Below are 25850 nucleotides of genomic sequence, written 5' to 3' on the forward strand. Positions count from 1 at the left end.
GTTCCTAAGATTACCTGCATGAGCGACTCGCAGCATCCTGTCCGACCGACCGATCCCCGTACTGTCAGCGAACTCGCGGAGGCCGTGCATGCGGGTCTGCCCGCGACGATCGCCGATCTCGGTGCCCTCGTGCGCATCCCCTCCGTCTCGTGGGAGGCGTTCGACCCCGAGCACGTGCGACGCAGCGCCGACGCGGTGGCCGCCCTGGTCGAGGGCACGGGCCTTTTCGACCGGGTGACCGTGAGCAGGGCACCCATCGGCGACAGCGGCACGCTCGGCCAGCCCGCCGTGCTCGCGCGTCGGGCGCCTCGGGACGGCAAGCCGACCATCCTGCTGTACGCGCACCACGACGTGCAGCCGCAGGGGGACGACGCCGACTGGGACACCCCTCCGTTCGAGCCGACGGTCAAGGGAGACCGGCTGTACGGACGTGGGGCGTCCGACGACAAAGCAGGTGTGATGACCCACGTGGCGGCCTTGCGAGCGGTGCACGAGGTCCTCGGTGACGACCTCGGTGTCGGCGTGTCGTTGTTCATCGAGGGCGAAGAGGAGTTCGGTTCGCGTTCCTTCGCCGATTTCCTGGCGCAGCACGAGGACGAGCTCCGAGCCGACGTCATCGTCGTGGCCGACTCCGACAACTGGAGCACGACCGTTCCCGCCATCACCGTCGGACTGCGCGGCAACGTGACCTTCCGCTTGACCGTCCGCACGCTGGCCCACGCCTCCCACTCCGGCATGCTCGGCGGCGCCGTCCCCGACGCGATGATGGCCATGGTGAAGTTGTTGGCGACCCTGCACGACGACGACGGCAGCGTGGCCGTGGTCGGGCTGACGAGCCGCGAGGCCGACCACCCCGAGCAGAGCGAGCAGCAGCTGCGCGACGACAGCGGGCTGCTCGAGGGGGTGACACCGATCGGACGAGGCCCGATCCTCAGCCGGATGTGGTCGCAGCCGTCGATCACCGTGACCGGCATCGACGCGCCGTCGGTCGCCAACGCGTCCAACACGCTGAGCCCCGAGGTGTCCGTCCGCATCAGTGCCCGCATCGCTCCCGGGCAGACCGCGGACGACGCCTACGCCGCCCTCGACGCGCACCTGCACGGGCACGCGCCCTTCGGGGCGCACGTCCGCATCGACGACGTCGACCGCGGAGACCCGTTCCTCGTCGACACGAGCGGCACGGCGATCGCCGACGCCACCGTCGCGATGACCGAGGGGTGGGGCGAGGCGCCGGTCCAGACGGGCATCGGCGGGTCGATCCCGTTCATCGCCGACCTCGTCAGGACCTTCCCCGAGGCCCAGATCCTCGTGACCGGCGTCGAGGACCCCGACACGCGTGCCCACAGCCCGAACGAATCCCAGCACCTCGGGGTGCTGCACCGGGCGATCCTCAGCGAGGCCATCCTGCTCGCACGCCTGGACGCGCGAGGCTGACCGGCGCGAGCCGTGCCTCCTCCGCCCCGGTCGACGTCCCGAGGAGGCGCGGCTCCGGAACAAAACCGGCTCTCGGCTGCTTACACTGGTCGACGACGAGTGCCCCGCACTCGACCCGGCCCGAAGGAGGCACCATGACCGACATCGCAACCGCTCCCGTCGACGCGAAGGCGCACGGCGTGACGATCACGTCCACCGCCGCGGACAAGGTGAAGAGCCTGCTCACGCAAGAGGGCCGGGACGACCTCCGCCTTCGCGTGGCCGTCCAGCCCGGTGGCTGCTCAGGGCTCATCTACCAGCTGTACTTCGACGAGCGCATGCTCGACGGTGACGCCACGGTCGACTTCGACGGCGTCGAGGTCATCGTCGACAAGATGAGCGTTCCGTACCTCGACGGCGCCGCGATCGATTTCGAGGACACCATCCAGAAGCAGGGGTTCACCATCGACAACCCCAACGCTCAGGGCAGCTGCGCCTGCGGCGACAGCTTCCACTGATCGTCGAGGGGCGGCTCCGAGTCGTCCGTCGTGAGGGGATCATCCGCGAGGGTGGTCCCCTCTCGTGCGTCTCGGGGTCGTTGTCGCTCGACGTCGAGAGGCTTCCGGCGCGTGCCGTGCGCTGGGGGGTCGAACCTGCGAGTAAGCTAGGCAGGTCCCCGTGAACACTGGGAACACCCCCACTGTCGTGTCATCCGAGAGGTAACAGTGCGTTCTAACCGCCGTCTTCGTTGGGCTGCCGCCCCCATGGCAGTCGTCCTGGCTCTCGTGCTAGCGGGGTGCACCACCGACCAGCTGCAGGGGTGGCTGCCCACCACCGCGGGCACGACCAACCACGTGGACCGCGTCATCGGCCTCTGGGTCACCTCGTGGATCGTCCTCCTCATCGTCGGTGTCATCGTGTGGGGCCTCATCATCTGGGTCTGCGTGGCCTACCGCCGCCGCAAGGGCCAGACCGGTCTCCCTGTCCAGCTGCGCTACAACATGCCGATCGAGATCTTCTACACGGTCGTGCCGCTCATCCTCGTGCTGGGCTTCTTCGCCTTCACCGCGCGTGACCAGGCCGCCATCGAAGAGCCCACCGCGAGCCCTGACGTCAAGATCGACGTCTACGCCAAGCGTTGGGCCTGGGACTTCAACTACATCGACCAGCAGAACGAAGACGAGAGCGTCTACTACCAGGGCATCCAGGCGCAAGAGCTCGGCGACGGCACCGTCGACGAGAGCCAGCTGCCCGAGTTGTACCTGCCGGTCGGCAAAACGGTACAGATCGACCTCAAGTCGCGCGACGTGGCGCACTCGTTCTGGATCATCGACTTCCTCTACAAGAAGGACACGATCCCCGGCAAGACCAACTCGATGTACTTCACGCCCGAGAAAGAGGGCACGTTCAGCGGCAAGTGCGCCGAGCTGTGCGGCGAGTACCACTCGTTGATGCTCTTCAACGTCAAGGTCGTCTCCCAGTCCGAGTACGACCAGTACCTCGCGTCGCTCGACGCCGAGGGCAACACCGGTCTGCTGGGCGACCAGTACAACACCAACACCAACCAGCCCGGCACCGAGGCACCCGCCAACGCCGCCGGCACAGAAGACTCCGAGAAGTAAGGCACGGTTCGATGAGCTCAGCCACCGCCACCCGTCCCACCACCGGCGGGACCTCGTCCGGTCAGAACTTCGGCGCCTCGAAGGTCGGCCGCAAGGGCAACGTCGTCGTCAACTGGATCACGTCGACGGACCACAAGACGATCGGGTACATGTACCTGATCACGTCGTTCCTCTTCTTCTGCCTCGGCGGCGTCATGGCGTTGATCATCCGTGCCCAGCTGTTCGCGCCGGGTCTCGAGATCGTCGCGACGAAAGAGCAGTACAACCAGCTCTTCACGATGCACGGCACGATCATGTTGCTCATGTTCGCGACGCCCCTTTTCTCTGGCTTCGCGAACGTGCTCATGCCGCTGCAGATCGGTGCGCCGGACGTCGCGTTCCCCCGCCTCAACGGCTTCGCCTTCTGGCTCTACTCGTTCGGGTCGATCATCGCCGTCGCAGGCTTCCTTACCCCGCAGGGCGCAGCCTCGTTCGGTTGGTTCGCCTACGCTCCGCTCAGCGACACGACGTTCTCTCCAGGACTCGGTGGCAACCTGTGGGTCTTCGGTCTGGGTCTCACCGGTTTCAGCACGATCCTCGGATCGGTGAACTTCATCACCACGATCGTGTCGATGCGGGCCCCGGGCATGACCATGTGGCGGATGCCGATCTTCACCTGGAACACCCTGATCACCTCGATCCTCGTGATCATGGCTTTCCCGGTGCTCGCGGCTGCACTCTTCGGACTCGGTTTCGACCGCGTCTTCGACGCCCAGGTCTTCAACCCGGCCAACGGAGGCGCCATCCTGTGGCAGCACCTCTTCTGGTTCTTCGGCCACCCCGAGGTCTACATCATCGCCCTGCCGTTCTTCGGCATCGTGTCCGAGGTGTTCCCGGTCTTCAGCCGCAAGCCGATCTTCGGCTACAAGACTCTGGTCTACGCGACCATCTCGATCGCGGCACTGTCGGTCACGGTGTGGGCACACCACATGTACGTCACCGGTTCCGTCCTGCTGCCGTTCTTCTCGCTGATGACCATGCTCATCGCGGTCCCCACCGGGGTGAAGATCTTCAACTGGATCGGCACCATGTGGCGCGGGTCGGTCACGTTCGAGACGCCCATGCTCTGGGCCATCGGCTTCTTGATCACCTTCACCTTCGGTGGCCTCACGGGCGTCATCCTCGCGTCGCCCCCTCTCGACTTCCACGTGTCCGACACCTACTTCGTCGTGGCTCACTTCCACTACGTCGTCTTCGGCACCGTCGTGTTCGCGATGTTCTCCGGCTTCTACTTCTGGTGGCCGAAATGGACGGGCAAGATGCTCAACGAGCGTCTCGGCAAGATCCACTTCTGGATGCTGTTCATCGGCTTCCACACGACGTTCCTCGTGCAGCACTGGCTCGGCGTCATGGGCATGCCTCGCCGCTACGCCACGTACCAGCCCGAGGACCACTTCACGTGGATGAACCAGCTCTCGACCATCGGGGCAATGCTCCTCGGCGTCTCGATCCTGCCGTTCCTGTACAACGTCTACATCACCGCTCGCCGTGCTCCCAAGGTCGAGGTCAACGACCCATGGGGCTACTCACGCTCGCTCGAGTGGGCCACGTCCTGCCCTCCGCCGCGACACAACTTCACGTCGATCCCGCGAATCCGTTCCGAGTCGCCGGCCTTCGACCTGAACCACCCCGAGGCGGGCCTGCCCGTCGGCATCGGTCCGGTGAAGGATGCTCCGGATGCCCCCACGTATGACGCCTCCAGCGAGAAAGTGAAGTAGTCCCGATGAAGACCAACGCGACGTTGTTCTGGATCCTCGCGATCTTCTTCTTCCTCATGTGCGCCGTCTACGTACTGTGGAGCCTGCTCGACACGGGTCGTGTCGAATGGGCCGGCACGCTCGGCATCGGGCTGGCGGGCATGCTCGGTGCCTTCCTGGCCTTCTACATGGGTCGCTCGCACGCCACACAGGGGGGCGAACTTCCCGAGGACCGTCTGGACGCCAACATCGACGACGGCGACCCCGAGATGGGCTTCTTCAGCCCGTGGTCGTGGTGGCCCATCATTCTGGCCGCCGGCTGCAGCCTGATCTTCCTGGCGTTGGCCGTCGGCATGTGGATCATCTACATCGGAGCCGCCCTCACGGCCGTGGCTCTGGTCGGATGGGTCTACGAGTACTACCGCGGCAACTTCGCGCACTGATTTCACTCCTCCCTCGAGTTGCCAGGGCGTCGGTCTACGGACCGGCGCCCTTCGTCGTCTCTGCTCACGGGTTAGGTCAGTGCCCTCCGGGCCAGCGTGCGGAATCGGGCGTGCCCAGGACGCCGATCCGTGCCAGCATGCCGCCATGGACATCGAAAGATGGTGGCCCACGCTGAGCGTCGGGGCGCGGGAGTGGCTGACGGTCGACAACGGTGATGCCGTTCCCGAGTGAGTACTCGATCAGATCGTCGCCGCCGGCGGTGACTCAGGGACCGAGTCCGGGTGGCTCGGGCGCAACGGCCTGGAAGGCGTCTTTCTCTCTGACGGAGCCACCGATTGGATCGAGGCGGTCGCGAACGGGGAATCGTGACTGATCGCGGTCCTCGTGATGAGGGCGGCGACTTCATCAGACGCTCTCGTTCTTGTGCGTGACATCACGCCTTACTCCGGTTGGGTGGGGCTGGGGCTGAGGCAGTCCCAGCAACGCCAGGAGGGCCGCAGGGAGCCGCGATGAGGTGACCCCTGATCCAGGCCACCACCGCGTCTCCTGCGACGCCGTCGCCCTCTCTCTGGTCCGAGCCCGCCACCGGAATCAGGCGCCGTCCCGGGTTAGTGAGTGGGCCCCGAGGGGCCAAGGTCTGGTGGCTAGGGGAGTCACCGCATGCTTCGCGGAATCGGAACCCTGCTCACGAGGGTCGACCCCCTCAGGAAGAGTTGATCGAGCTCGCACAGATCGATCGCGGGATGACCGACGGGCCGTACGGGAGGGGTGCGAGGAGTCCGGGCGTAGGGGATGCACGGACGGCATGTCGTTGCAGGGGAGAGGGGAGGGCCAGGCGCCGGCGGCGTGCCTTGGCGCAGGCGTCGTGCCGAGGCGCCGGCGGCGTGCGGAGGCTCAGTCAAACCGGGTACGGCGGACCGGCAGAAGGGCGGGTGCCGTCGTCTGGGCGTCAGTTGAGGCTGGACATGATGGTGTCTCCCGGAGACAAGCGAACACCGCGTGGCTCAGCCGGGGTACTTTGTCGGCCCTCGACCTGACTAAGACCGCCGGCAACCCTCAGAAGTCCGCGGCACATGCCGAAGGCCCGGCCGCACGACATGTGCGACCGGGCCTACGGGATGTGGTGTTCAGTGACCTTCGTCGTGATGCGATGACTCGATCTCGGAACGCTTCACGGGGGCGATGCGGTCTTCGAAGAAGAACGACGACGCGGATGCGCGAGCGCGCTGCAGAGCCGTGATCTTGCCGTTCGCGTTGGGACGGACCATCAGGGGCTCGTACTCGTTGAAGTCGAGGAGACGCCAGCGCTCGTACTCGTCGAGCTGCTCGTGCACCTCGATGTACTCGCCACCCGGCAGACGCACGATGCGGCCCGACTCGTAGCCGTGCAGAGCGATCTCTCGATCCTTCTTCTGCAGCGCCAGGCAGACACGCTTGGTGACCCAGAAGGCGATGAACGGACCGAGGATCAACGCTGCCTGGCAGGCATGGATCACGTAGTTCAGGGACAGGTGGAAGTGCGTCGCCATGATGTCGGAGCTCGCGGCCGCCCAGAGGCTGGCATAGAACACGATGCCGGCCGCGCCGATGGCGGTGCGGGTCGGAGCGTTGCGAGGCCGGTCGAGGATGTGGTGCTCGCGCTTGTCGCCGGTCACCCAGGCTTCGAAGAACGGGTACAGCAGGACGACGACGATGAAGAGGCCGAGGACGGCGATCGGCACCAGGATGTTCATCGAGACGGTGTAACCGAAGGCCACGAACTCCCAGCCCGGCGGCACGAGACGCAGTGCGCCGTCGGCGAAGCCGATGTACCAGTCGGGCTGCGTACCTGCCGACACGGGGGAGGGGTCGTACGGTCCGTAGTTCCAGATGGGGTTGATCGTGAACAACGACGCGATGAGGACGATCACGCCGAAGACGATGAAGAAGAATCCACCGGCCTTGGCCGCGAAGACCGGCATGACCGGGACGCCCACGACGTTCTGGTTCGTCTTGCCGGGACCGGCGAACTGCGTGTGCTTGTTGATGATGAGCAGCAGCAGGTGCACGCCCAGCAAGGCGATCAGTAGCGCCGGCAGCAGCATGATGTGCAGCGAGTAGAAACGACCGACCATGTCGGTACCCGGGAACTCGCCACCGAACACGAGGTACGAGATCCAGACGCCGATCACGGGGATGCCCTTGATCATGCCGTCGATGATGCGTGCACCGTTGCCCGAGAGCAGGTCGTCGGGTAGCGAGTATCCGGTGAAGCCCTCGGCCATGGCGAGGATCCACAGGGTGAAGCCCACGACCCAGTTGATCTCGCGAGGCTTGCGGAACGCGCCGGTGAAGTAGACGCGCAGCATGTGCAGCATGATCGCGGCGACGAACAGGAGGGCCGCCCAGTGGTGGATCTGCCGGAACAGCAGACCACCGCGGATGTCGAACGAGATGTCGAGCGTCGACGCCATCGCGGCCGACATGTTGAGGCCCTTGAGCGGAACGTACGACCCGTTGTAGTTGACCTCGGCCATCGACGGCTGGAAGAAGAACGTCAGGAACGTACCCGAGAGCAGGATGACGACGAACGAGTACAGCGCGACCTCGCCCAGCATGAACGACCAGTGGTCGGGGAAGATCTTGCGACCCACCTCTTTGACCAGGCCGGACATGCTCGTGCGCTCGTCGATGTAGTTGGCCGTCGCGCCGAGGATCTTGTTGGTCTTCGTCGGAGCGAAGGCCGGAGCCTTGCCGATGTTGTCCGACGTGGCCGGTTCGGCACCTTGTGCCGGGGTGGTGGTGATCACTTTTCGCGCTCCCAGAAGCTCGGGCCCACAGGTTCGTGGAAGTCGCTCTGCGCGACGAGGTACCCGTCGGCGTCGACCGTGATGGGCAGCTGCGGCAAGGGGCGCTTGGCGGGCCCGAAGATCACTTCGCAGTTGTTCGTCACATCGAACGTGGACTGGTGGCAGGGGCAGAGCAGGTGGTGTGTCTGCTGTTCGTAGAGGGCCACGGGGCACCCGACGTGCGTGCAGATCTTGGAGTAAGCGACGATCCCGTCGTACTGCCAGTCTTCGCGTCCCTCGGCCGGGTGGAGGTCTTCCGGCTTGAGGCGCATGAGAAGGACGGCCGCTTTGGCTTTCTCTTCGAGGAGATGTTCTGATTCGTTGAGGTTCTCGGGGATGACGTGGAACACCGAGCCGAGAGTGACGTCCGACGCCTTGATGCGGGTGCCGGAGGGGTCGGCGGCGAGGTGCATGCCCTCTTCCCACAAGGTGTGACGGAGGACTGCGTTGGGGTCTTCGGCCGGTGCGAGGTCACGGAACAGGACGACCGCGGGGAGCGGGGTCGCGACGAGGGCACCGATGAGGCTGTTGCGGATGAGTGAACGGCGACCGAAGCCGCTTTCGTGGTTACCCAGCGCGAAGACCTCGACGGCCTTTTCACGCGTCGGTTCGGAGCCGCGCGTGTCATGGCGCATCTCGGTGATCTCGCGTGCCGGCATGAGGGTCTTGGACCAGTGCACGGCACCGATTCCGACCGACAGCAGCCCGAGGGCGATGCCGAGACCGAGGAACAGGTTGTTCAGACGGACCGAACCCGAGTCGCCGGACGTGATGGGAAATGCGACGTACGCGCCGATGGCGGCGATGCTGCCCACGATCGACAGGAAGAAGAAGAGGCTGACCTGACGTTCTGCACGCTTCTCGACCCTGGGGTCGATGTCGGTGACTCGATCGCGGTGCGGCGGTTCGCCCGGGTTCTGGAACACGTCGGACGTCACGACCGCCGTGCCGGCCGATACCTGTCGAGGCTCGCGCTTCTCGACAGCCGAGCCCGCCGTGGGGGCCTCGTCGTCGTGCTCTGCCATTGATTCTGCCTTTCGTGAAGTACGGAGAGAACGCGGGTCAGTTCGACCGGGCCGTCAGCCAGATGGTGATCGCGACGATCGCACCGAGCCCGAAGATCCAGATGAAGAGACCTTCGGCGACGGGGCCGAGGCTCCCGAGCTCGAATCCACCCGGCGACGGGTTGTTCTCGACGTACTTGAGGTACGTGATGATGTCGGCCTTGTCTTGGGGCGACAGGTTGAGGTCGTTGAAGACCGGCATGTTCTGCGGGCCCGTCTGCATGGCCTCGTAGATGTGGTGGGCGGTGACGCCGTCGAGTGCGGGGGCGAACTTGCCCTGCGTGAGTGCACCGCCCGCGCCGGCCACGTTGTGGCACATGGCGCAGTTGATGCGGAAGAGTTCGGCACCGTTGGTCGTGTCGCCGTCGGCCTGGAGCAGTGACTCGTCGGGGATGGCGGGGCCGGGGGCGAGCGACGCGACGTAGGCGGCCATGGCGGCGACCTGCTCGTCGGAGAACTGCGTGGGCTTCTGTTCGGCCTGCGGGCCGTTGACGGCCATGGGCATGCGCCCCGTGCCGACCTGGAAATCAACCGAGGCGGCTCCGACGCCGATCAGGCTCGGACCGCTGTCGGTGCCTGCCGCACTCAGACCGTGGCAGGTGGCGCAGTTCGACGCGAAGAGCTTCTGACCCTCGTCGATGCTCTGCTGCGAGGTCGCGGTCGCGCTGCTCTCGTCAGCCGAGGCGGTGGAGGAGAAGAGCGCGTAGGCACCGCCCGTGGTGAGCAGGCCGACGAGCAGCAGCGAGGCGGTGGCGACGGGGCCGCGACGGCCGGCCTTCTTGGTGCGTCGGGAGGACGAAGTTCTGGAGAACATGCTGTGCAGACGATCCAATGCCTATTTGAGGAGGTAGATGACGATGAAGAGGCCGATCCAGACCACGTCGACGAAGTGCCAGTAGTACGAGACCACGATGGCCGTGGTGGCCTCTTTGTGGCCGAAGTTCTTGACGGCGTAGGCACGGCCGATGGTGAGAAGGAAGGCGATCAGACCACCGATGACGTGGGCGCCGTGGAAGCCGGTCGTCATGTAGAAGGCGGAGCCGTAGGCGCTCGAACTGAGGGTGACGTGTTCGGAGATGAGGGTCGCGTACTCGAAGACCTGGCCACAGACGAAGACCGCGCCCATCGCGTAGGTGAGGAAGAACCACTCGACCATGCCCCAGCGGCCGACCTGGAAGAGGCGACCGGTGCGGTGCGGCTGCATGCGCTCTGCGGCGAACACGCCGAACTGGCACGCGACCGACGAGAGCACCAGGGTGATCGTGTTCGTCAGCGCGAACGGCACGTTGTGCAGGGCCGTCTGGTCGGCCCACAAGCCGGGAGACGTCGAGCGGAGCGTGAAGTAGATCGCGAAGAGGCCGGCGAAGAACATGACCTCGCTGCCGAGCCACACGATGGTGCCCACGGCAACCGTGCTGGGTCGATTGACGACGGGGCCGCCAGAAGGTCTCGAGAGAGAGGTACTTGTCACGAGGTCCATTATGCCTGGTAAGTCGCCTTGGGTTTGCGCTCAAAACCCCGGGTCGGGAATTTCCCTTGACGCCGAGACATCGGAGCGCGTCGGTGCCGCCGGTAGCCTGGGCGCATGACCTCCGAGCTCACCTGGCCCTTGATCATCGACGCACTCCTCTCGGGTCGGGACCTCTCGATCAGCGAGGCCACCTGGTCGATGGAACAAGTGATGACGGGCGACGTCACCTCGGCCCAGCTCGCGGCCTTCCTGGTGGCCCTTCGGGCCAAAGGGGAGACGGTCGACGAGATCGTCGGCTTCCGGGACGCCGTGCTCGCCCATGCCGTGGCCCTGCCGGTCGACACCATGGCGGTCGACATCGTCGGGACGGGCGGTGACCGCTTCGGCACCGTCAACGTCTCCACGATGGCCTCGGTCGTCGTGGCCGCGACCGGTGTCCCGGTGATCAAGCACGGCAACCGGGCGGCGAGCTCGTCGTCCGGCTCGTCGGACGTCCTCGCGGCCCTAGGGATCGACCTGAGCATCGGGGCGGACCGCGTGGCTGATGTCCTGAGGGAAGCGGGGCTGACCTTCGCCTTCGCCGCCGCTTTCCACCCGGGCTTCGGCAACGCGGCGGCCGTCCGGCGCGAGATCGGGGTGCCGACGGTCTTCAACTTCCTGGGTCCCCTCGTGAACCCGGCGCGACCCGAGGCGAGCGCCGTCGGCGTCGCGTCCCTCGACAAGGTGCCGCTGATCGTCGGCGTCTTCCAGACGCGAGGTGCGACGGCCCTCGTGTTCCGCGGTGACGACGGTCTCGACGAGTTGACCACCACCGGCCACAGCCACATCTGGGAGGTCACCGGAGGGTCGGTGACGGAGCACGACCTCGATCCCCTCGAGCTGGGCATCCCGCGCGCGCGCATCTCCGACCTCGTCGGCGGTGACGCCGCGCACAATGCGGGCATCGCCCGTGAGGTCCTGGCGGGGGAGCGCGGTCCGGTCCGCGACATCGTGCTGCTCAACGCGGCGGCCGGGCTGGTGTCCTACGGGCTGGCGGCCGACCCGGGCCAGCGCGAACGGCCGCTCCTCGCCCGCTTCCGCGAGCAGTTGGACGTCGCGGCCCGGGCCGTCGACTCGGGCGCGGCGATCGCGAAACTGGACCAGTGGGTGGCCGCGACCCGCGCCTCCTGAGACGCACCGCGCCTCCTCGTCCCGAGGGGGCGGACGACGAAGGGCCCGTCCGGTCGGACGGGCCCTTCGCCTGGAGGATCAGTTGACGTCGTCGTCGACCCAGTCGAAGGTCTTCGTGACGGCCTTCTTCCACAGACGCAGCGTGCGGTCACGCTCGTCGGCGTCGATGTTCGGGGTCCAGCGCTTGTCCTCCTGCCAGTTGGCGCGGAGGTCGTCGAGGGTCTCCCAGAACCCGACGGCGAGACCGGCCGCGTAGGCAGCACCGAGCGCCGTGGTCTCGGCGACGACGGGGCGGACGACGGGAACGTCGAGGATGTCGGCCTGGAACTGCATGAGCGCGTCGTTGGCGGTCATGCCGCCGTCGACCTTGAGCTCGGTCAGGTCGACGCCCGAGTCGGCGTTGACCGCGTCGAGGACCTCGCGGGTCTGGAACGCGGTCGCCTCGAGTGCGGCACGGGCGATGTGGCCCTTGTTGACGTAGCGCGTGAGACCGACGAGGGCACCCCGGGCGTCGGATCGCCAGTACGGAGCGAACAGGCCGGAGAACGCGGGGACGAAGTACACCCCGCCGTTGTCCTCGACGGTCTTGGCCAGCTCTTCGACCTCGGGTGCCGAGCCGATCATGCCCAGGTTGTCGCGCAGCCACTGGATCAGCGAGCCCGTGACGGCGATCGACCCTTCGAGGGCGTAGTGCGGTGCGGCGTCGCCGAGCTTGTAGCCGAGCGTCGTGAGCAGCCCGTTCTTCGAGTGGACGATCTCTTCGCCCGTGTTGAAGATCAGGAAGTTGCCGGTGCCGTAGGTGTTCTTCGACTCGCCCTGGTCGAACGCGGCCTGGCCGAAGGTCGCGGCCTGCTGGTCGCCCAGGATGCCGGCGATGGGCACCTCGCGCAGCAGGCTCGAGGCCTCGACGGTGCCGTAGACCTCGGACGAGCTCTTGATCTCGGGGAGCATCGACTTCGGCACGTCGAAGGCCTCGAGGATGTCGTCACGCCACTGGAGCGTCTCGAGGTCCATGAAGAGGGTGCGCGAGGCGTTGGTCACGTCGGTGACGTGGACACCGCCGTCGGTGCCGCCCGTGAGGTTCCACAGGACCCAGGTGTCGGTCGTGCCGAAGAGCAGGTCGCCGGCCTCGGCCTTCTCGCGGGCGCCCTCGACGTTCTCGAGGATCCAGACGACCTTCGTGCCCGAGAAGTACGTGGCGAGGGGCAGGCCGACGATCGGCTTGAAGCGCTCGACGCCGCCGTCGGCCGCGAGGCGGTCGACGATGGGCTGGGTGCGGGTGTCCTGCCAGACGATGGCGTTGTAGACCGCCTTGCCGGTGGTCTTGTCCCAGACGACCGCGGTCTCGCGCTGGTTGGTGATGCCGACTGCCTTGATGTTGTGCCGTGTGATGTCGGCGCGGGACAGTGCCTGGCCGATGACCTCACGGGTGTTCTCCCAGATCTCGGCGGGGTCGTGCTCGACCCAACCGGCCCGGGGGAAGATCTGCTCGTGCTCTTTCTGGCCGGTCGCCACGATCGAGCCCGAGTGGTCGAAGATGATGGCGCGGGTGCTGGTGGTTCCCTGGTCGATGGCCAGGACGTAGTCGGTGTCGCTCACGGGTGGTACTCCTTCGTCGTTGATGGATGCGGCTCGCACGGAGGCCCGGGTCGGTCCATTCGAGCGGACGGGCCCGAGCCTCTGCTGGGAGCGGGTGGATCGACCGGCGTCGGGCGGCCCGGGGGAGCCGGCCTCGACCGATCAGTGGGTCGCCGGGTCAGGCGGCGAGGGGGAGGAGCGGGAAGGACAGCAGTGCCGCGAGGGCACCGCCGACGAGGGGGCCGACGACCGGTACCCAGGCGTAGGACCAGTCGCTGCCGCCCTTGCCCTTGATGGGCAGGAACGCGTGCGCGATGCGGGGTCCGAGGTCACGGGCCGGGTTGATGGCGTAGCCGGTGGGCCCACCGAGCGAGGCGCCGATGCCGACCACGAGCAGTGCGACGGCCAGGCCGCCGAGCGGGCCGAGGTTGGCGGCGTTGGGGGAGGCGCCGTTGGTGATGGCGATGATCGTGAAGACCAGCACGAAGGTGCCGATGATCTCGGTCACGAGGTTCCAGCCGTAGTTGCGGATCGCAGGACCGGTCGAGAACACGCCCAGCTTGGTCGCCGGGTCGGGCTCCTCGTCGAAGTGCTGCTTGTAGGCCAGCCAGACGACGACCGCACCGATGATCGCACCGACCATCTGCGCCGCCACGTACACGAGGAACGCCGCGAACGTGATGTTGCCGAGGATGAGCTGCGCGATGCTCACGGCCGGGTTGAGGTGCGCGCCCGACGAGTACGAGGCCAGGATTCCGACGAAGACCGCGAGGCCCCAGCCGAAGTTGACCATGAGCGTCCCGCCGTTAAAGCCCTTCGTCTTCGTCAGCGCGACGTTGGCGACGACGCCGCCACCGAGGGTGAGCAGCAATGCGGTGCCCACCGTCTCTGAAAGAAAAATCAATCCCAGGTTCACGTCGACCTTCCTTGTCGTACGGCGGGGCGACAATGCACCCGCGGTGAGCGTGTGTCAACACCCTAGTGCTGTGATCACACGAGATGAGAAGGAAAGATCAGGTGTTTGCACATATGTGCATCAGACCGCCCTGGGAGTAAATTGAGCGCAGCCTGGTGCACCCGAGCACCGTCTCCCGCGCCGAGAAAGGTACTTCGATGAAGAAGCTCATCAACGATCCGTCCGCCGTCGTCGACGAGTCCGTCGCGGGGTTCGGTGCGGCGCATGCCGACCTCGTGGTCGTCTCGCACGACCCGACGTTCGTCCGCCGTGCCGCGGCCCCCGTCCCGGGCAAGGTGGCCGTCGTCAGTGGCGGGGGCAGCGGACACGAACCGCTCCACGCGGGCTTCGTAGGATTCGGCATGTTGTCCGCCGCCGTTCCCGGACCGGTCTTCACGTCGCCCACACCCGACCCGATCGTCGCCGCGACGCAGGCGGTGGACGCCGGTGCCGGCGTCCTCTACGTCGTCAAGAACTACACGGGCGACGTGTTGAACTTCGAGACGGCCGCCGACCTCTGCGAAGCAGAGGGCATCACCGTGCGGTCGGTCCTCGTCGACGACGACGTCGCGGTGAAGGACTCGCTCTACACGGCCGGCCGCCGAGGTGTCGCCGGCACGGTCGTGGTCGAGAAGACCGCAGGGGCCGCGGCCGAACGGGGCGATACGCTCGACGCCGTGGCCGAGGTGGCCCGACGCACGAACGCGGCCACCCGGTCGATGGGGGTCGCACTGGCCGCGGGCACCGTCCCCCATGCCGGCGAACCGAGCTTCACGCTGGCCGACGACGAGGTCGAGATCGGCATCGGCATCCACGGCGAACCGGGGCGGGAGCGCATCCCGCTCGAACGGGTCGACGCCATCGTCGACCGCTTGCTCGCCGCCGTCACCGACGACCTCGGGCTCGTCTCCGGTGAGCGGGTGCTCCTCTTCGTCAACGGCATGGGAGGCACTCCGCTCGTCGAGTTGTACATCGCCTACCGCCGCGCGGCCGAGGCCCTCGAGGCGCGGGGAATCGAGGTGTCGCGGAGCCTCGTCGGCTCGTACGTCACCTCGCTCGAGATGCAGGGCATGTCGATCACGCTCACCCGCCTGGACGACGAGCTCACCGAACTCTGGGACGCCCCGGTCGAGACCGTCGCGTTGCGCCGGGGTCGTTGAGCGTCGCGCACGACCACCGGAACGCACCACCGCATCACGAGAGGAACGACCACCGCATGACACTCGACGCCACCTGGACCAGGGCTTGGATCGACAGGACGGCCGACGTCGTCGCCGCCGAGCACACGGCGCTCAGCGAGCTCGACCGGCAGATCGGCGACGGCGACCACGGTGAGAACCTCTCGCGGGGCTTCACCGCCGTCCGGGCCCGGCTCGCCGACCTGCCGGCCGACGCCACGCCCGGAGCCGCCCTCAAACTCGTCGCCACGACCCTCATCTCGACGGTCGGCGGAGCCTCGGGCCCCCTGCTCGGCACGGCCTACCTCAAGGGATCGGCCGCCCTGGGCGATGCCACCGAACTGGACGCGGAGGCGCTGGTCGCCTTCCTGACGGCGGCCCGCGACGGCGTCGTACTCAGGGGCAAGGCCGAGGTCGGGGACAAGACCATGATCGACGCGTGGACCCCGGCCGTCGACGCGGCCGCCGCCGCCGCCGCGGACGGAGCCTCGCCCGAGGCGGTCCTCCGCGCGGCAGCCGACGCCGCGTCCGCGGGAGCCGCGGCGACCGAACCCCTGGTCGCCCGCAAGGGCCGAGCCAGCTACCTCGGCGAGCGTGCCGTCGGTCACCGCGACCCCGGCGCCCAGTCGTCGTCTCTCATCATCGCCGCCGCGGCCGACGCCGCCGACGGCACGAACAAGGAGTCCTGAACATGCCCACCATCGGAATCGTCGTCGTCTCGCACAGCGCCAAGATCGCCGAGGGCGTGGTCGATCTGGCACGCCAGATGGCCCCCACGACCACCCTCGTGGCCGCCGGAGGGGCCGACGACGGGTCCATCGGCACCAGCTTCGACAAGATCTCCGCCGCCCTCGCCGAGGCTGGTAGGGCCGGCGGCGCCGTCGTGCTCTGCGACCTCGGCTCGGCCATCCTGACCAGCGAGACCGTCGTCGACTTCCTCGACGACGCCGAGAAGGAGCGCGTGGTCATCGCCGACGCCCCGCTCGTCGAGGGCACGGTCGCCGCGGCCGTCGCCGCCGAGACCGGGGGAGACCTCGAGGCCGTCGCGGCGGCAGCCCGCACGGCCACCGGCGTCGCCGACGCGCACGCCGACGAGCGCGACCTCCGCGGTGGCATCGCCGTCGAGCGGTCAGCCGTGCTCGTCAATGCATCGGGGCTGCACGCCCGCCCGGCCGCCGACCTCGTGACGCACGCGTCGCGGTTCCAAGCCGACGTCACGGTCAACGGAGTCGACGCGAAGAGCCTGCTGCGCATCATGGGATTGAACGTGGGCGTGGGCTCCACGGTGGCCGTCATGGCGACCGGCCCGGACGCCTCGGCCGCCGTGGACGACCTCATCGCGTTGATCGAGAGCGGCTTCGGCGAGGAGGCGAGCTGACCGCTCGTCCACGCCGCGCCTCCTGACACCGGAGGTCGGCACCCGGGCTCAGCGCCGACGCGACCACTTCGTGAGCAGCATGTCGTCCGACAGCAGCACGTGGTCGAGGGCGAGGCCGCGGAGCGCCATGGCCTCTCGTGCCGCGACGATGCGGGGGCCGGCTCCGCCCTCCAGGTTCGGTGAGACGGTCAGGCACAGTTCGTCGACGACGTCCGCCGCGACCAGGTCGCCGAGCAGGGTCGGTCCGCCTTCGGTGTGGATCTGCGGCGATCCCCGTTCGACGAGGGCGCGGACGAGGAGGTGCGGGTCGACTCGATCGCTTCCGCACGACACGACGTCGGCGACCTCGTCGAGGCGGGCACGAGTCGCCCGCGGTGCCGAGTCGTGGGTGAGCACCAACGGCCTGACCGGGGCCTCGGTGAACACGGCGCTCGTCGGGTCGAGGTCGAGGCCGCTCGAGACGATCGCGAAGCCGGGATGATCGGGCAGGCCGGCCTCGCGCCGCCAGGCGACCGCGTCGTCGGCCAGTCGCATCGGGCCGTAGCCCTCGTCGCGGACGGTGCCCGCCCCCACCACGACGACATCGCAGAGCCGACGCAGCAGATCGAAGACGAGGAGGTCGGCCGGGCCACCCAGGTCGCGCGTCCGACCTGCGGCCGTGGCCGAACCGTCCACGCTCGCCACGAAGTTCGCCCGCACGCGGGGCGCCTGCCGATCGCGGGGGCGGTGCAGCTCGACGAGGTCGTCGACCGTCAGGGGCATGCCAGCCACCGGGGGAGCAGGGTGCAGCCGCGTGATCTTCGTGTCGGTCACGAGGGCCCTTCGGTCAGGTTGTGTCGTTCGAAGACGGGGCCGCGCCAGCCCAGGACGGCTTCGACCATGCGGACGGCGTCGACGCTGGCCCGGACGTCGTGCATCCGGACGATGCGTGCCCCCTGCAGCACGCTGATCGTGGCCGCGGCGAGCGAGCCGGCCAGGCGATCGGGCTTCTCGCGACCGAGCGATTCGCCGATGAAGTCCTTGTTGGACACCGCGGCGAGCGTCGGGTGGCCCAGGGCCGCCACCTCGGACAGTCGTCTCGTGAGTTCGAGCGAGTGCCGGGTCGTCTTGTTCAGGTCGTGACCCGGGTCGATCACGAGCCGTGCGTCGGGCACCCCGTGGGCGCGAGCGACGTCGACCCGGCGGGCGAGGAACTCCACGACCTCGGTCACGACGTCGTCGTACCGCGGACGGGGATGTTCCCGCCGGGGCAGCGCGAGGCTGTGCGTCACGACCAGCGTGGCACCGCTGTCGGCGACCACGTCCGCGAGGCCCGGGTCGTGGAGCCCCGTGGTGTCGTTGACGACGTGGGCCCCGGCGGCGACCACGCGCTCGGCCACCTCCGGGCGGAACGTGTCGACCGAGATGACGACGTCGGACCGGCTCGCCAGGGCTTGCACCACCGGCAGGACCCGGTCGAGCTCGTCGGCGGCGGACAGCTCGGGCCCCGGGGCGAAGGGGACGCCGCCGATGTCGACCCAGTCGGCGCCCGCGTCGGCCGCGTCGACGGCGGCCTGCACCGCGAGGTCGAGCGCGAAGGTCGCGCCTCGGTCGAAGAACGAGTCGGGCGTGCGGTTGACGATCGCCATCACGGCCACCTGGCGGGAGAAGTCGAAGGTCCGCGACCCGATCCGCCGCCGGGGTACGAGCAACGGCGGCAGGACGAGCCCTGGTGCGTCGGGCCGGCGGGGATCGGCCGCCCGCTCAGACACGGGGAGCGCCGATCAGGGCCACGGCCTCCGCCCGAGCCGAGGCCTCGGACAGGGCGCCTCGGCTCGCGAGCGTCACCGTCGTGCTGCCGGTCTGACGGGGACCCCGTGTCGTGACGCAACCGTGCGCGGCGTCGAGGACCACCAGGACGCCATCGGTTTGGGCACCCGCCTGGACGGCGTCGGCGATCTCCTCGCCCAGTCGCTCCTGCAACTGCGGGCGGGAGGCCAGGACGTCGACCACCCGGGGGAGTGCGCCCAACCCGACGATCGTCTCGCCGGGCACGTAGGCCACGTGTGCGACCCCGACGAAGGGCAGGAGGTGGTGCTCGCACACCGACCGGAACGAGATGTCGCGGACGATGACGACCTCGCCGAGCTGGTGTCGTTCCGCCGCGACGGTAGCCTGCCGGACGAGATCGGCCGCGTCGACGGTCAGTCCCGAGAAGAACTCGGCGTAGGCGTCGGCGACGCGTCGGGGAGTGGACTCGAGTCCGGGCCGTGCGACGTCCTCACCGATCGCGGCGAGCAGTTCGAGCACGGCGGCCTCGATGCGGGGCCGGTCGATCGGCGGGGGAGTCATCGCACCATCCTCTCAGGCGAGGGGAGCAGCCGGGTCGTCCCTGCCGACGACGCCCTCGCCGGCCGACTCGTGGGGGAGCGCCTCGTGGTGCCGCCGTCCGTGCGTGCGCCGCGCCTCCTTCATCTCGGCCTCGAAGAGGTGCTTCTTGCCGTCCGCGAGAGAATGACGTATGTTATGCTCATGGCCGCGGAAGGCTGCGTAGTACCCCTCGTCGTAGTCTTCGACGAGCTGGTACGTCCAGCGGCCCTCGATGACGTTGCGACCGATGAGGTCACGCTCGAGCAGGTCGGCGAGTTCGGCGTGGCCGGCCCCACGCAGCGAGTCGACGGCCTCGCCGAGCGCCAGGTCGGCCTTGCCGGTCAATCGATGGAAACCATAGAGGAACCCCCGGGCCTGCTCGACGACCTCGAGCGCCGCCGAGAGTTCGCCCAGTGCTGCGACCGTGTCGTCGTCGAGTCCGTCGGGTCGGCGATGCGCATCGTCGGGGGGTGTGTGGGGTGTGGTGTCGTTCGTCATGCGACCAGGCAACTCCGAGGATGCACGGCCTGCGTCACCGGGGAGCGTCTGGAAGGCCCCGGATCACTTTACTTGACATAATGTGCATTATCGGTCACTTGCGCGGTGGTCAGATATAGGGCCCGGTTCGGTGTGAACACGTTCCGGTGTCAGGCCGTCGAACCCGCGGACAAGACCCTGCGGACGAACTCGGCGAGGTCCTCCGGTTCGACCGGCTCGTCCGTGGCCGTCAGCTCGTCCAGGCCGAACCAGCGCGACTCGAGGATGTCGGTGCGCTCCTCGTCTGTCCATTCGTCGTCGACGACCTCGAAGTGCGGCAGGCGGACGACGAAGAACTCCGCGTGGCCGTGCGTGTGGTCGGCGTCGTCCCACGACACCTCGAAGTCGTCCACCCGCACGACCTCACCGACCTCGGTGACCACCTGGCCGGTCTCCTCGCGCAGCTCCCGGACGGCGGCCTCGACGTGGGTCTCGCCCGGGTCGACTCCGCCGCCGGGGGTGATCCAGCGCGCGGACCGGCTCGAATCGGGTGCCACCGTCCTCATCAGCAGCACGCGGTCGTGGTCGTCGAGGACGAGGAGGCGCGAGGTCGGTCGGACGATCCGCTCGGACACGAGGACTGGCCTCAGACGATCGGGGCGAAGTCGCTGACGTCGCCCACGAGCCGGGTGTGGTCGGCCGGTACGGGGTCGACGGCGGCCGACGCGACCTCGGCGGCGAACTCGGCGACGTTGTAGAGCTTTCCGGCGCTCTCTTTGCGCGACGAGATGGCGCCCGGGTTCGACCGCTCGAGCAGGGTCGCCGTGATGGTGCCCTCGATCATGTCCCCCGAGACCACGACGAATTCGACGCCCGCCGTCTCGAGTTGCGGCAGCATCTCGCGCAGGGCGTCCTCGCCGGCGCGCTTGCTCAGGGCGACGGGCAGGTACTCGGGCATCGTCTCGGTCGTGCGGATGAAGTGAGCCTGGTGGCTCGTGACGAAGACGACCCGCGAGCCCGGGGCGAGCAGCGGCAGGGCCGCCGTGAGCAGCGCCACCTGCGCATCGCGATTGAGCTTCAGCGCGTAGTCCTCTGCCATGCCCGTCTCCATGCCGCCCGAAGCGTTCATGACGAGGACGTCGAGCCCGCCCCAGGCGTCGCGCACGGTGTCGAACATGGTCGCCAGGCTGGTCTCGTCGGTCAGGTCGGCGCCGATGGCGATGGCCTCACCACCCGCCTCCTCGATCTTCGCGACGAGCTGCAGCGCGCGCTTCTCTTTGTTGCGGTAGTTCACCACGACCTTGGCCCCGGCCTCGGCGAAGTAGCGCACGGTGTCGGCGCCGATCCCCCGGGACGACCCGGTGACCAGGACTCGGGCTCCGGCGAGGGACTCTGCGGCGAGGGGGTTGGACAAGGCGTGCTCCAGACTGTGCGGGGGGGGTCGATCGGCCCGGGGGCCGGACTCGACCCTACCAATCCCCCTCGTCACCGCAGGAGGCGGGTGGTAGTTTCCATAACAGGGGAACGAGAGAAGGTCGGCATGGACGTCCTGAACGATTACGCATGGGTCGCGTGGATCGCGCTCATCCTGGTGTTCGTCATCATCGAGGTGACGACGCTCGAGTTCACCTTCCTCATGCTCGCCATCGGCAGCGTCGGCGGACTCCTGGTCGGCCTCTTCGGTGCACCGTGGTGGCTGCAGGCGATCGTCGCGGCCGTCCTGGCCGTGTTGTTGCTCTTCACCGTCCGACCACCGATGCTCCGGGCCCTGCGACGAGGGGGCGATCCGACCCCCAGCAACGTCGAGGCCCTGCTCGGTCTGCGGGGCACGGTCGTGGTTCCCATCGGCTCCGGTCCGGGCCAGGTCAAGCTGTCGAACGGCGAGACCTGGACGGCCAGGGTGCTCTCGTCCCCCGCGGCGTCGGCAGGCGCCGACGTCGCACTCGACACCGGGTCCCCGGTCGTCGTGACAGCCATCGAGGGGTCGACGGCCTTCGTCGCCTCCGCAGAGAGGTCCTGAAACCATGGACACCATCAGTGCCGGCACCGTCGTCACCATCGTGGTCGTCGCGATCGTCGTCGTGCTCGTCCTCGTCATCCTCTTCCGCTCGGTCCGCATCATCCCGCAGGCGAGTGCCGGCGTCGTCGAGCGCCTGGGGCGGTACCACAAGACCCTCTCCCCCGGGCTGAACCTGCTCGTGCCGTTCATCGACCGGGTGCGACCCCTGATCGACATGCGCGAGCAGGTCGTCTCGTTCCCGCCGCAGCCCGTCATCACCGAGGACAACCTGGTGGTGTCCATCGACACGGTCGTGTACTTCCAGGTGACCGACGCCCGGGCGGCGACCTACGAGATCGCCAACTACCTCGGGGCCGTCGAACAGCTCACGACCACCACGCTGCGCAACGTCGTCGGCGGGCTCAACCTCGAGCAGGCCCTCACCAGCCGAGACAACATCAACGGCCAGCTGCGCATCGTGCTCGACGAGGCGACCGGCAAGTGGGGCATCCGGGTCGGTCGCGTCGAGCTGAAGGCCATCGATCCGCCCCTGTCGATCCAGGACTCCATGGAGCAGCAGATGCGTGCCGAGCGCAGCCGTCGCGCGGCCATCCTCACCGCCGAGGGCACCAAGCAGTCCCAGATCCTCGAGGCGGAGGGCTCTCGACAGTCGTCCATCCTCAAGGCCGAGGGCGACGCCAAGGCCCAGGTGCTGCGGGCCCAGGGCGAGGCCGAGGCCATCGCGACGGTCTTCAACGCGATTCACGCCGGAGACCCCGACCCGAAACTGCTGGCGTACCAGTACCTCCAGACCCTGCCGAAGATCGCCGACGGTTCGGCCAACACCCTGTGGATCATCCCCAGCGAGCTGACCGAGGCCCTGAAGGGGATCGGCCAGGGCTTCTTCGCCCCTCGCGACCCGAACGCCCCCGGCTGGACCCCGACCGAGGCGCCGAAGGTGTCCGAGATGGACGTCACCCCCGACCTCGCGTCGACCGTCGACCTCGAGGCCGAGCCCGACCTGGGCTTCCCGACGGTCACCACGCCGGGAACCACCGCTCCTGACGGTGCATCCGGAGGCGCGGGTACGGCCGCCTCCGGTGGTCCCGCCCCCGAGACGGGTACCCCGAGCACCGGGCCCACCGCTCCCCCGGCGACCTCGTAGTGCCGGCCGCTCCCCCGGTCTCGGCCGGCTGGTTCGCGCCGGCCGGCCCCCGGGTGCTGGCGCACCGCGGCCTGGCCGTCGACGCTCCCGAGAACACCATGCTGGCGTTCGCACTCGCCGTGTCGGCCGGGGCGACGTACGTCGAGACCGACGTGCACGCCACGCGGGACGGCATCGCGGTCATCAGCCACGATCCCGACCTGACGCGACTCACGGGACGTGACGAGCGCCTCCTCGACCTCGACCTGTCGGACGTCAAGGCGATCCGTCTCGACGGTGAACACGAGATCCCCACGCTCGACGAGGCGCTCGACGCCTTCCCCGAGACCCGGTTCAACATCGATCTCAAGTCCGACGAGGCCGTGGCGCCGGCCGTCCGTGCCGTCGCCCGCGTCCGGGCGACGGATCGCGTCCTGGTGACCTCGTTCGACCACCGGAGGCGCCTGCGGGCGGTCCGGGCGCTGCCGGGAGTCGCCACGTCCGCCTCGTCCCGGGGCATCACCGCGGCGGTGGCCGCGGGCCTCGTCCCCGTCCCGCGGCTGAGGCGGTCGCTGCTCCGGCGTGCCCTGGTCGGCTGCGGAGCCGTCCAGGTGCCCGAGCGCAAGGGTCCGGTCCGCATCGTGACGTCGGCACGTGTCGCCGAGTTGGCGTCCCTGGGGGTCGAGACCCACGTCTGGACCGTCAACGACCCGGTCGACATGGCGCGACTGCTTGCCTTGGGTGTCCACGGCATCGTCACGGACCGTGCCGACCTGGCCCTCGACGAGGTGCGCCGACGCACCGAGTGAGCGCGGCGTCACGCTGCCCAGGCACTGTGAAGGGACTGTGAAATCGCACGACTCGGAACGGCTGAGGTCCAGAACGGGTTACAACGGGTGATTGCAACGCGAGAGGAGACCACACAATGGCAGATCGCAGTTTGCGCGGAATGAGGCTCGGCAGCCAAAGCCTGCAGAGCGAAGAGGGCGTGGAGTTCTCGCCCCGCAAGAAGGCCGTCTACCAGACGACCGACGGTCAGACGTTCGACATGGTGTTCGCCGCGGACGCCGAGATCCCCGACATCTGGCAGTCTCCCAGGAGTGGTCAAGAAGGTCGTCTGCTCTCGGCCGACGGCAAACCGGTCGAGATCGACGCCGGTGACGTGAAGGTCCCCCGCAGCCACTGGGACATGCTGCTCGAACGTCGCAGCCGTGACGAGCTCGAAGAGCTCCTGCAAGAACGACTCGATTTCTTGAGGGCCCGCAAGGGTCAGCACAAGATCGACGCCTGACGGCCGTCCGGCACCACGTCGACGTCGAAGGCCCGACCACCTCGAGGTGGTCGGGCCTTCTCTCGTTCCACGCGGCCGGAAGGCGTCAGTCGATCACACGCCACCGCGGCAGGATCGGATCGGGTGCCTCGTCGAGCCGGCGGCGACGAGCCGACCCGCGGGTGCCTATGAAGAGACGAGACAACAGCAGCATCGCGAGACCGAAGAACGACACGAGCAACTCGATCGCGCGACTGGCGACGACGGCGGGCGTCGTCCCCGTTCCGAGGTCGACGACGGCCACCATGGTGCCGGGCTCGTAGTCCGGGATGCTGGCGGTCGTCCTACCCGAGGCGTCGATGGCGCGCGTGGAGGCGACGGTCGAGACGTTGACGAGCGGGCGGGCCGTCTCGATGGCGCGCAGGCGGGCGATCGCGAGCTGCTGCTCGTTCTCGTCGGTCTGGCCGGGTCGGGTGCCGAAGTCCGCGTTGTTCGTCTGGCCGATGATCACCTGAGCGCCCTCGTCCATCATGTTGGTGATGAGCTGATCGTCGACGATGTCGAAGCAGATCGAGATGCCTGCGCGGAAGCCACCCAGGTCGAAGACCTCGTCCCGTGTGCCCGGCGTGTAGTCGCGCCCGATGAGGTCGATCAGATCGGGCGCGAACGGTCGCCAGAAGTCGCGGTCAGGGACGTATTCGCCGAACGGGACGGGGTGCTTCTTGTCGTACTGGTCCTGCACGCCCCCGTCGGACCAGAGCAGGGACGAGTTGTACACGGTCGAGCCGTCGTCGCTCTCGGTGATGACGCCCGACACGAGCGGCGCGTCGTAACCACGGCTGATCGCGTCGAAGACGTACCGGCCGGTGGCGTCCCGGGTGGGGTCGCGGTCGCTGCCCCCCTCGGGCCAGACGATCATGTCGAGGTCGCGCTGGTCCTCGGGCAACTGCGCGAGTCGGGCCTGGAGGTCGCTCATCGCGAGCACCTGCGCGTTGGTGAGGTCGCCGTATTCCCGGTCGGCGAAGTAGCCCGCGTCGCCGTCACCCTGGACCGCTGCGATGGTGGCCGTGCCGGACGAGTACGTCGGCCAGGCGGGAACCGCGAGGGCGGCGACCACGACGGTGGCGCCCGCGAGCACGCGGGTCGAGCCTCGGACGGTCGTCTGGAGGGCGAGCTGGACGAGCGCCGCGACGATCGCCACCATGAGGAAGGACAGCCCCGAGATGCCGAGCCAGGCGACGAGACCGGCGAACGGGCTCTCGGACTGGCTGAGGGCCACCCGCCCCCAGGCGAAACCACCGTAGGGCCACGTGCCGGCCACGAACTCGCGGAGCGTCCAGAGTCCGCCGACGACGACCGGCAGCAGGACCGTGCGGCCCAGTGCACCCGGCCAGATACGGGGTACCCAGCGGTACGCGAGGGTGATGAGCACGGCTCCGGCCGCGAAGAACAGTGCCTCGAGCGTCGACAAGGCGGCCCAGGGCACGACACCGAGGAAGAGCGTCGCCCACGAGATGTGGATCAGGTAGAAGGAGAGGCCCGCCACGAGGCCGACCAGGAAGGATCCCCCGATCGAGCGACCCCTGAGAGCCAACAGCACGAATGCGATGCCGACGAACGTCAGCGGCCAGACGTCGCCGTCGGGGAAGCCACCGTCGAGGACGGCGCCGGCACCGAGCGCGACGATCAGGGCCAGCCAGAGGGGCAGTCGGACGTCGGTCGCTCGGAAAGACACCCCGTGATTCTAGGTGGCCGCGTCTGGGAGGCCGGCCGT

The 25850-nt window shown here is 68.2% G+C and carries 26 protein-coding genes; 13 read left to right on the forward strand and 13 right to left on the reverse strand.

Annotation, left to right across the window (positions count from 1 at the left end; genetic code table 11):
* Positions 1 to 18: 18 nt before the first annotated feature.
* From EDF50_RS01600 to EDF50_RS01620, 5 genes are all read left to right on the forward strand, one after another.
* Positions 19 to 1434, forward strand: coding sequence for a dipeptidase (locus EDF50_RS01600; protein WP_123517641.1), 1416 nt, complete (start codon positions 19 to 21; stop codon positions 1432 to 1434).
* A gap of 134 nt (positions 1435 to 1568) precedes the next feature.
* Entirely contained in the window at positions 1569 to 1931 is a 363-nt protein-coding gene (gene erpA, locus EDF50_RS01605) for an iron-sulfur cluster insertion protein ErpA (protein ID WP_043594936.1), read from the forward strand.
* A gap of 246 nt (positions 1932 to 2177) precedes the next feature.
* Complete coding sequence (gene coxB / locus EDF50_RS01610) at positions 2178 to 3035, forward strand: cytochrome c oxidase subunit II (RefSeq protein WP_123517643.1); 858 nt, start codon at positions 2178 to 2180, stop codon at positions 3033 to 3035.
* Between the two features lie 11 nt (positions 3036 to 3046).
* A complete protein-coding gene (gene ctaD / locus EDF50_RS01615) occupies positions 3047 to 4792 on the forward strand; it encodes a cytochrome c oxidase subunit I (protein WP_082454413.1) in 1746 nt (581 codons plus the stop codon).
* Positions 4793 to 4797: 5 nt separating this feature from the next.
* Complete coding sequence (locus EDF50_RS01620; RefSeq protein WP_056256104.1) at positions 4798 to 5214, forward strand: cytochrome c oxidase subunit 4; 417 nt, start codon at positions 4798 to 4800, stop codon at positions 5212 to 5214.
* A gap of 1128 nt (positions 5215 to 6342) precedes the next feature.
* On the opposite strand, the gene EDF50_RS01625 is transcribed toward EDF50_RS01620, so the two are convergent.
* Genes EDF50_RS01625 through EDF50_RS01640 form a run of 4 tightly spaced genes read right to left on the reverse strand, consistent with a single transcriptional unit; the run spans position 6343 to position 10587 of the window.
* Positions 6343 to 7953, reverse strand: coding sequence for a cytochrome bc complex cytochrome b subunit (locus EDF50_RS01625; RefSeq protein WP_233570313.1), 1611 nt, complete (start codon positions 7951 to 7953; stop codon positions 6343 to 6345).
* Positions 7954 to 8000: 47 nt separating this feature from the next.
* On the reverse strand, positions 8001 to 9068 hold the full coding sequence (locus tag EDF50_RS01630; protein ID WP_123517644.1) for a ubiquinol-cytochrome c reductase iron-sulfur subunit: 1068 nt from the start codon (positions 9066 to 9068) through the stop codon (positions 8001 to 8003).
* Between the two features lie 37 nt (positions 9069 to 9105).
* Complete coding sequence (locus EDF50_RS01635) at positions 9106 to 9921, reverse strand: c-type cytochrome (RefSeq protein WP_056045057.1); 816 nt, start codon at positions 9919 to 9921, stop codon at positions 9106 to 9108.
* A 21-nt stretch (positions 9922 to 9942) separates the two neighbouring features.
* Positions 9943 to 10587: a heme-copper oxidase subunit III gene (locus tag EDF50_RS01640; RefSeq protein WP_082460212.1), complete on the reverse strand. Its 645-nt coding sequence runs from the start codon at positions 10585 to 10587 to the stop codon at positions 9943 to 9945.
* A gap of 105 nt (positions 10588 to 10692) precedes the next feature.
* Here EDF50_RS01640 and trpD point away from each other — a divergent pair, with 105 nt between their 5' ends.
* Positions 10693 to 11748 (forward strand): anthranilate phosphoribosyltransferase, encoded by a 1056-nt coding sequence (gene trpD, locus EDF50_RS01645; RefSeq protein ID WP_123517646.1) that lies wholly within the window; start codon positions 10693 to 10695, stop codon positions 11746 to 11748.
* 78 nt (positions 11749 to 11826) lie between these two features.
* On the opposite strand, the gene glpK is transcribed toward trpD, so the two are convergent.
* Positions 11827 to 13347 carry a glycerol kinase GlpK gene (gene glpK / locus EDF50_RS01650; RefSeq protein ID WP_123517648.1) on the reverse strand — a complete coding sequence of 507 codons (1521 nt, stop codon included), beginning with the start codon at positions 13345 to 13347 and terminating at the stop codon, positions 11827 to 11829.
* Between the two features lie 157 nt (positions 13348 to 13504).
* Positions 13505 to 14242 carry an MIP/aquaporin family protein gene (locus EDF50_RS01655; protein ID WP_123517649.1) on the reverse strand — a complete coding sequence of 246 codons (738 nt, stop codon included), beginning with the start codon at positions 14240 to 14242 and terminating at the stop codon, positions 13505 to 13507.
* A gap of 197 nt (positions 14243 to 14439) precedes the next feature.
* Here EDF50_RS01655 and dhaK point away from each other — a divergent pair, with 197 nt between their 5' ends.
* From dhaK to dhaM, 3 genes are read left to right on the forward strand one after another with little or no spacing between them, the layout of a single operon-like run.
* Complete coding sequence (dhaK, locus tag EDF50_RS01660; protein WP_123517651.1) at positions 14440 to 15441, forward strand: dihydroxyacetone kinase subunit DhaK; 1002 nt, start codon at positions 14440 to 14442, stop codon at positions 15439 to 15441.
* Between the two features lie 56 nt (positions 15442 to 15497).
* A complete protein-coding gene (gene dhaL, locus EDF50_RS01665) occupies positions 15498 to 16148 on the forward strand; it encodes a dihydroxyacetone kinase subunit DhaL (protein ID WP_123517653.1) in 651 nt (216 codons plus the stop codon).
* A 2-nt stretch (positions 16149 to 16150) separates the two neighbouring features.
* Positions 16151 to 16837 (forward strand): dihydroxyacetone kinase phosphoryl donor subunit DhaM, encoded by a 687-nt coding sequence (dhaM, locus tag EDF50_RS01670; protein WP_123517654.1) that lies wholly within the window; start codon positions 16151 to 16153, stop codon positions 16835 to 16837.
* 48 nt (positions 16838 to 16885) lie between these two features.
* Here the strand turns inward: dhaM and EDF50_RS01675 are convergent, their stop codons facing one another.
* The 6 genes from EDF50_RS01675 to EDF50_RS01700 form a co-directional block, all read right to left on the reverse strand.
* A complete protein-coding gene (locus tag EDF50_RS01675) occupies positions 16886 to 17650 on the reverse strand; it encodes a pyrimidine reductase family protein (RefSeq protein ID WP_199738538.1) in 765 nt (254 codons plus the stop codon).
* Positions 17647 to 18588, reverse strand: a complete 942-nt coding sequence (gene folP / locus EDF50_RS01680; protein ID WP_233570255.1) for a dihydropteroate synthase — start codon at positions 18586 to 18588, stop codon at positions 17647 to 17649. The genes EDF50_RS01675 and folP overlap by 4 nt, the downstream gene beginning before the upstream one ends.
* Positions 18581 to 19168, reverse strand: a complete 588-nt coding sequence (gene folE / locus EDF50_RS01685; protein WP_123517656.1) for a GTP cyclohydrolase I — start codon at positions 19166 to 19168, stop codon at positions 18581 to 18583. Before folE ends, folP begins: the two co-directional genes overlap by 8 nt.
* Before the next feature lie 12 nt (positions 19169 to 19180).
* Positions 19181 to 19684, reverse strand: a complete 504-nt coding sequence (locus EDF50_RS01690; RefSeq protein WP_123517657.1) for a hypothetical protein — start codon at positions 19682 to 19684, stop codon at positions 19181 to 19183.
* Between the two features lie 149 nt (positions 19685 to 19833).
* Positions 19834 to 20298 carry an NUDIX hydrolase gene (locus EDF50_RS01695; RefSeq protein ID WP_233570256.1) on the reverse strand — a complete coding sequence of 155 codons (465 nt, stop codon included), beginning with the start codon at positions 20296 to 20298 and terminating at the stop codon, positions 19834 to 19836.
* Between the two features lie 11 nt (positions 20299 to 20309).
* A complete protein-coding gene (locus tag EDF50_RS01700; RefSeq protein ID WP_123517659.1) occupies positions 20310 to 21077 on the reverse strand; it encodes an SDR family oxidoreductase in 768 nt (255 codons plus the stop codon).
* 126 nt (positions 21078 to 21203) lie between these two features.
* Between EDF50_RS01700 and EDF50_RS01705 the strand changes: the two genes are divergently transcribed.
* From EDF50_RS01705 to EDF50_RS01720, 4 genes are all read left to right on the forward strand, one after another.
* Positions 21204 to 21683, forward strand: a complete 480-nt coding sequence (locus EDF50_RS01705) for an NfeD family protein (protein WP_123517661.1) — start codon at positions 21204 to 21206, stop codon at positions 21681 to 21683.
* A 4-nt stretch (positions 21684 to 21687) separates the two neighbouring features.
* A complete protein-coding gene (locus EDF50_RS01710) occupies positions 21688 to 22827 on the forward strand; it encodes an SPFH domain-containing protein (RefSeq protein ID WP_199738540.1) in 1140 nt (379 codons plus the stop codon).
* A complete protein-coding gene (locus EDF50_RS01715; protein ID WP_233570257.1) occupies positions 22827 to 23615 on the forward strand; it encodes a glycerophosphodiester phosphodiesterase family protein in 789 nt (262 codons plus the stop codon). The genes EDF50_RS01710 and EDF50_RS01715 overlap by 1 nt, the downstream gene beginning before the upstream one ends.
* 116 nt (positions 23616 to 23731) lie before the next feature.
* Positions 23732 to 24097 (forward strand): RNA polymerase-binding protein RbpA, encoded by a 366-nt coding sequence (locus EDF50_RS01720; RefSeq protein ID WP_123517663.1) that lies wholly within the window; start codon positions 23732 to 23734, stop codon positions 24095 to 24097.
* Between the two features lie 85 nt (positions 24098 to 24182).
* Here the strand turns inward: EDF50_RS01720 and lnt are convergent, their stop codons facing one another.
* Entirely contained in the window at positions 24183 to 25811 is a 1629-nt protein-coding gene (lnt, locus tag EDF50_RS01725; RefSeq protein ID WP_199738542.1) for an apolipoprotein N-acyltransferase, read from the reverse strand.
* Between the last annotated feature and the right edge of the window lie 39 nt (positions 25812 to 25850).

Source organism: Frigoribacterium sp. PhB24 (assembly GCF_003755185.1).
Taxonomy (GTDB): domain Bacteria; phylum Actinomycetota; class Actinomycetes; order Actinomycetales; family Microbacteriaceae; genus Frigoribacterium.

What these genes read in the sequence shown, in the direction of transcription:
- EDF50_RS01720 (WP_123517663.1), top strand. Translation starts at nt 23,732, where the DNA reads ATGGCAGATCGCAGTTTGCGCGGAATGAGGCTCGGCAGCCAAAGCCTG.
- ctaD (WP_082454413.1), top strand. Translation starts at nt 3,047, where the DNA reads ATGAGCTCAGCCACCGCCACCCGTCCCACCACCGGCGGGACCTCGTCC.
- dhaM (WP_123517654.1), top strand. Translation starts at nt 16,151, where the DNA reads ATGCCCACCATCGGAATCGTCGTCGTCTCGCACAGCGCCAAGATCGCC.
- EDF50_RS01620 (WP_056256104.1), top strand. Translation starts at nt 4,798, where the DNA reads ATGAAGACCAACGCGACGTTGTTCTGGATCCTCGCGATCTTCTTCTTC.
- dhaL (WP_123517653.1), top strand. Translation starts at nt 15,498, where the DNA reads ATGACACTCGACGCCACCTGGACCAGGGCTTGGATCGACAGGACGGCC.
- EDF50_RS01630 (WP_123517644.1), bottom strand. Translation starts at nt 9,068, where the DNA reads ATGGCAGAGCACGACGACGAGGCCCCCACGGCGGGCTCGGCTGTCGAG.
- EDF50_RS01600 (WP_123517641.1), top strand. Translation starts at nt 19, where the DNA reads ATGAGCGACTCGCAGCATCCTGTCCGACCGACCGATCCCCGTACTGTC.
- coxB (WP_123517643.1), top strand. Translation starts at nt 2,178, where the DNA reads ATGGCAGTCGTCCTGGCTCTCGTGCTAGCGGGGTGCACCACCGACCAG.
- folE (WP_123517656.1), bottom strand. Translation starts at nt 19,168, where the DNA reads ATGACTCCCCCGCCGATCGACCGGCCCCGCATCGAGGCCGCCGTGCTC.
- EDF50_RS01690 (WP_123517657.1), bottom strand. Translation starts at nt 19,684, where the DNA reads ATGACGAACGACACCACACCCCACACACCCCCCGACGATGCGCATCGC.
- EDF50_RS01705 (WP_123517661.1), top strand. Translation starts at nt 21,204, where the DNA reads ATGGACGTCCTGAACGATTACGCATGGGTCGCGTGGATCGCGCTCATC.
- trpD (WP_123517646.1), top strand. Translation starts at nt 10,693, where the DNA reads ATGACCTCCGAGCTCACCTGGCCCTTGATCATCGACGCACTCCTCTCG.
- EDF50_RS01635 (WP_056045057.1), bottom strand. Translation starts at nt 9,921, where the DNA reads ATGTTCTCCAGAACTTCGTCCTCCCGACGCACCAAGAAGGCCGGCCGT.
- EDF50_RS01640 (WP_082460212.1), bottom strand. Translation starts at nt 10,587, where the DNA reads ATGGACCTCGTGACAAGTACCTCTCTCTCGAGACCTTCTGGCGGCCCC.
- EDF50_RS01710 (WP_199738540.1), top strand. Translation starts at nt 21,688, where the DNA reads ATGGACACCATCAGTGCCGGCACCGTCGTCACCATCGTGGTCGTCGCG.
- erpA (WP_043594936.1), top strand. Translation starts at nt 1,569, where the DNA reads ATGACCGACATCGCAACCGCTCCCGTCGACGCGAAGGCGCACGGCGTG.
- dhaK (WP_123517651.1), top strand. Translation starts at nt 14,440, where the DNA reads ATGAAGAAGCTCATCAACGATCCGTCCGCCGTCGTCGACGAGTCCGTC.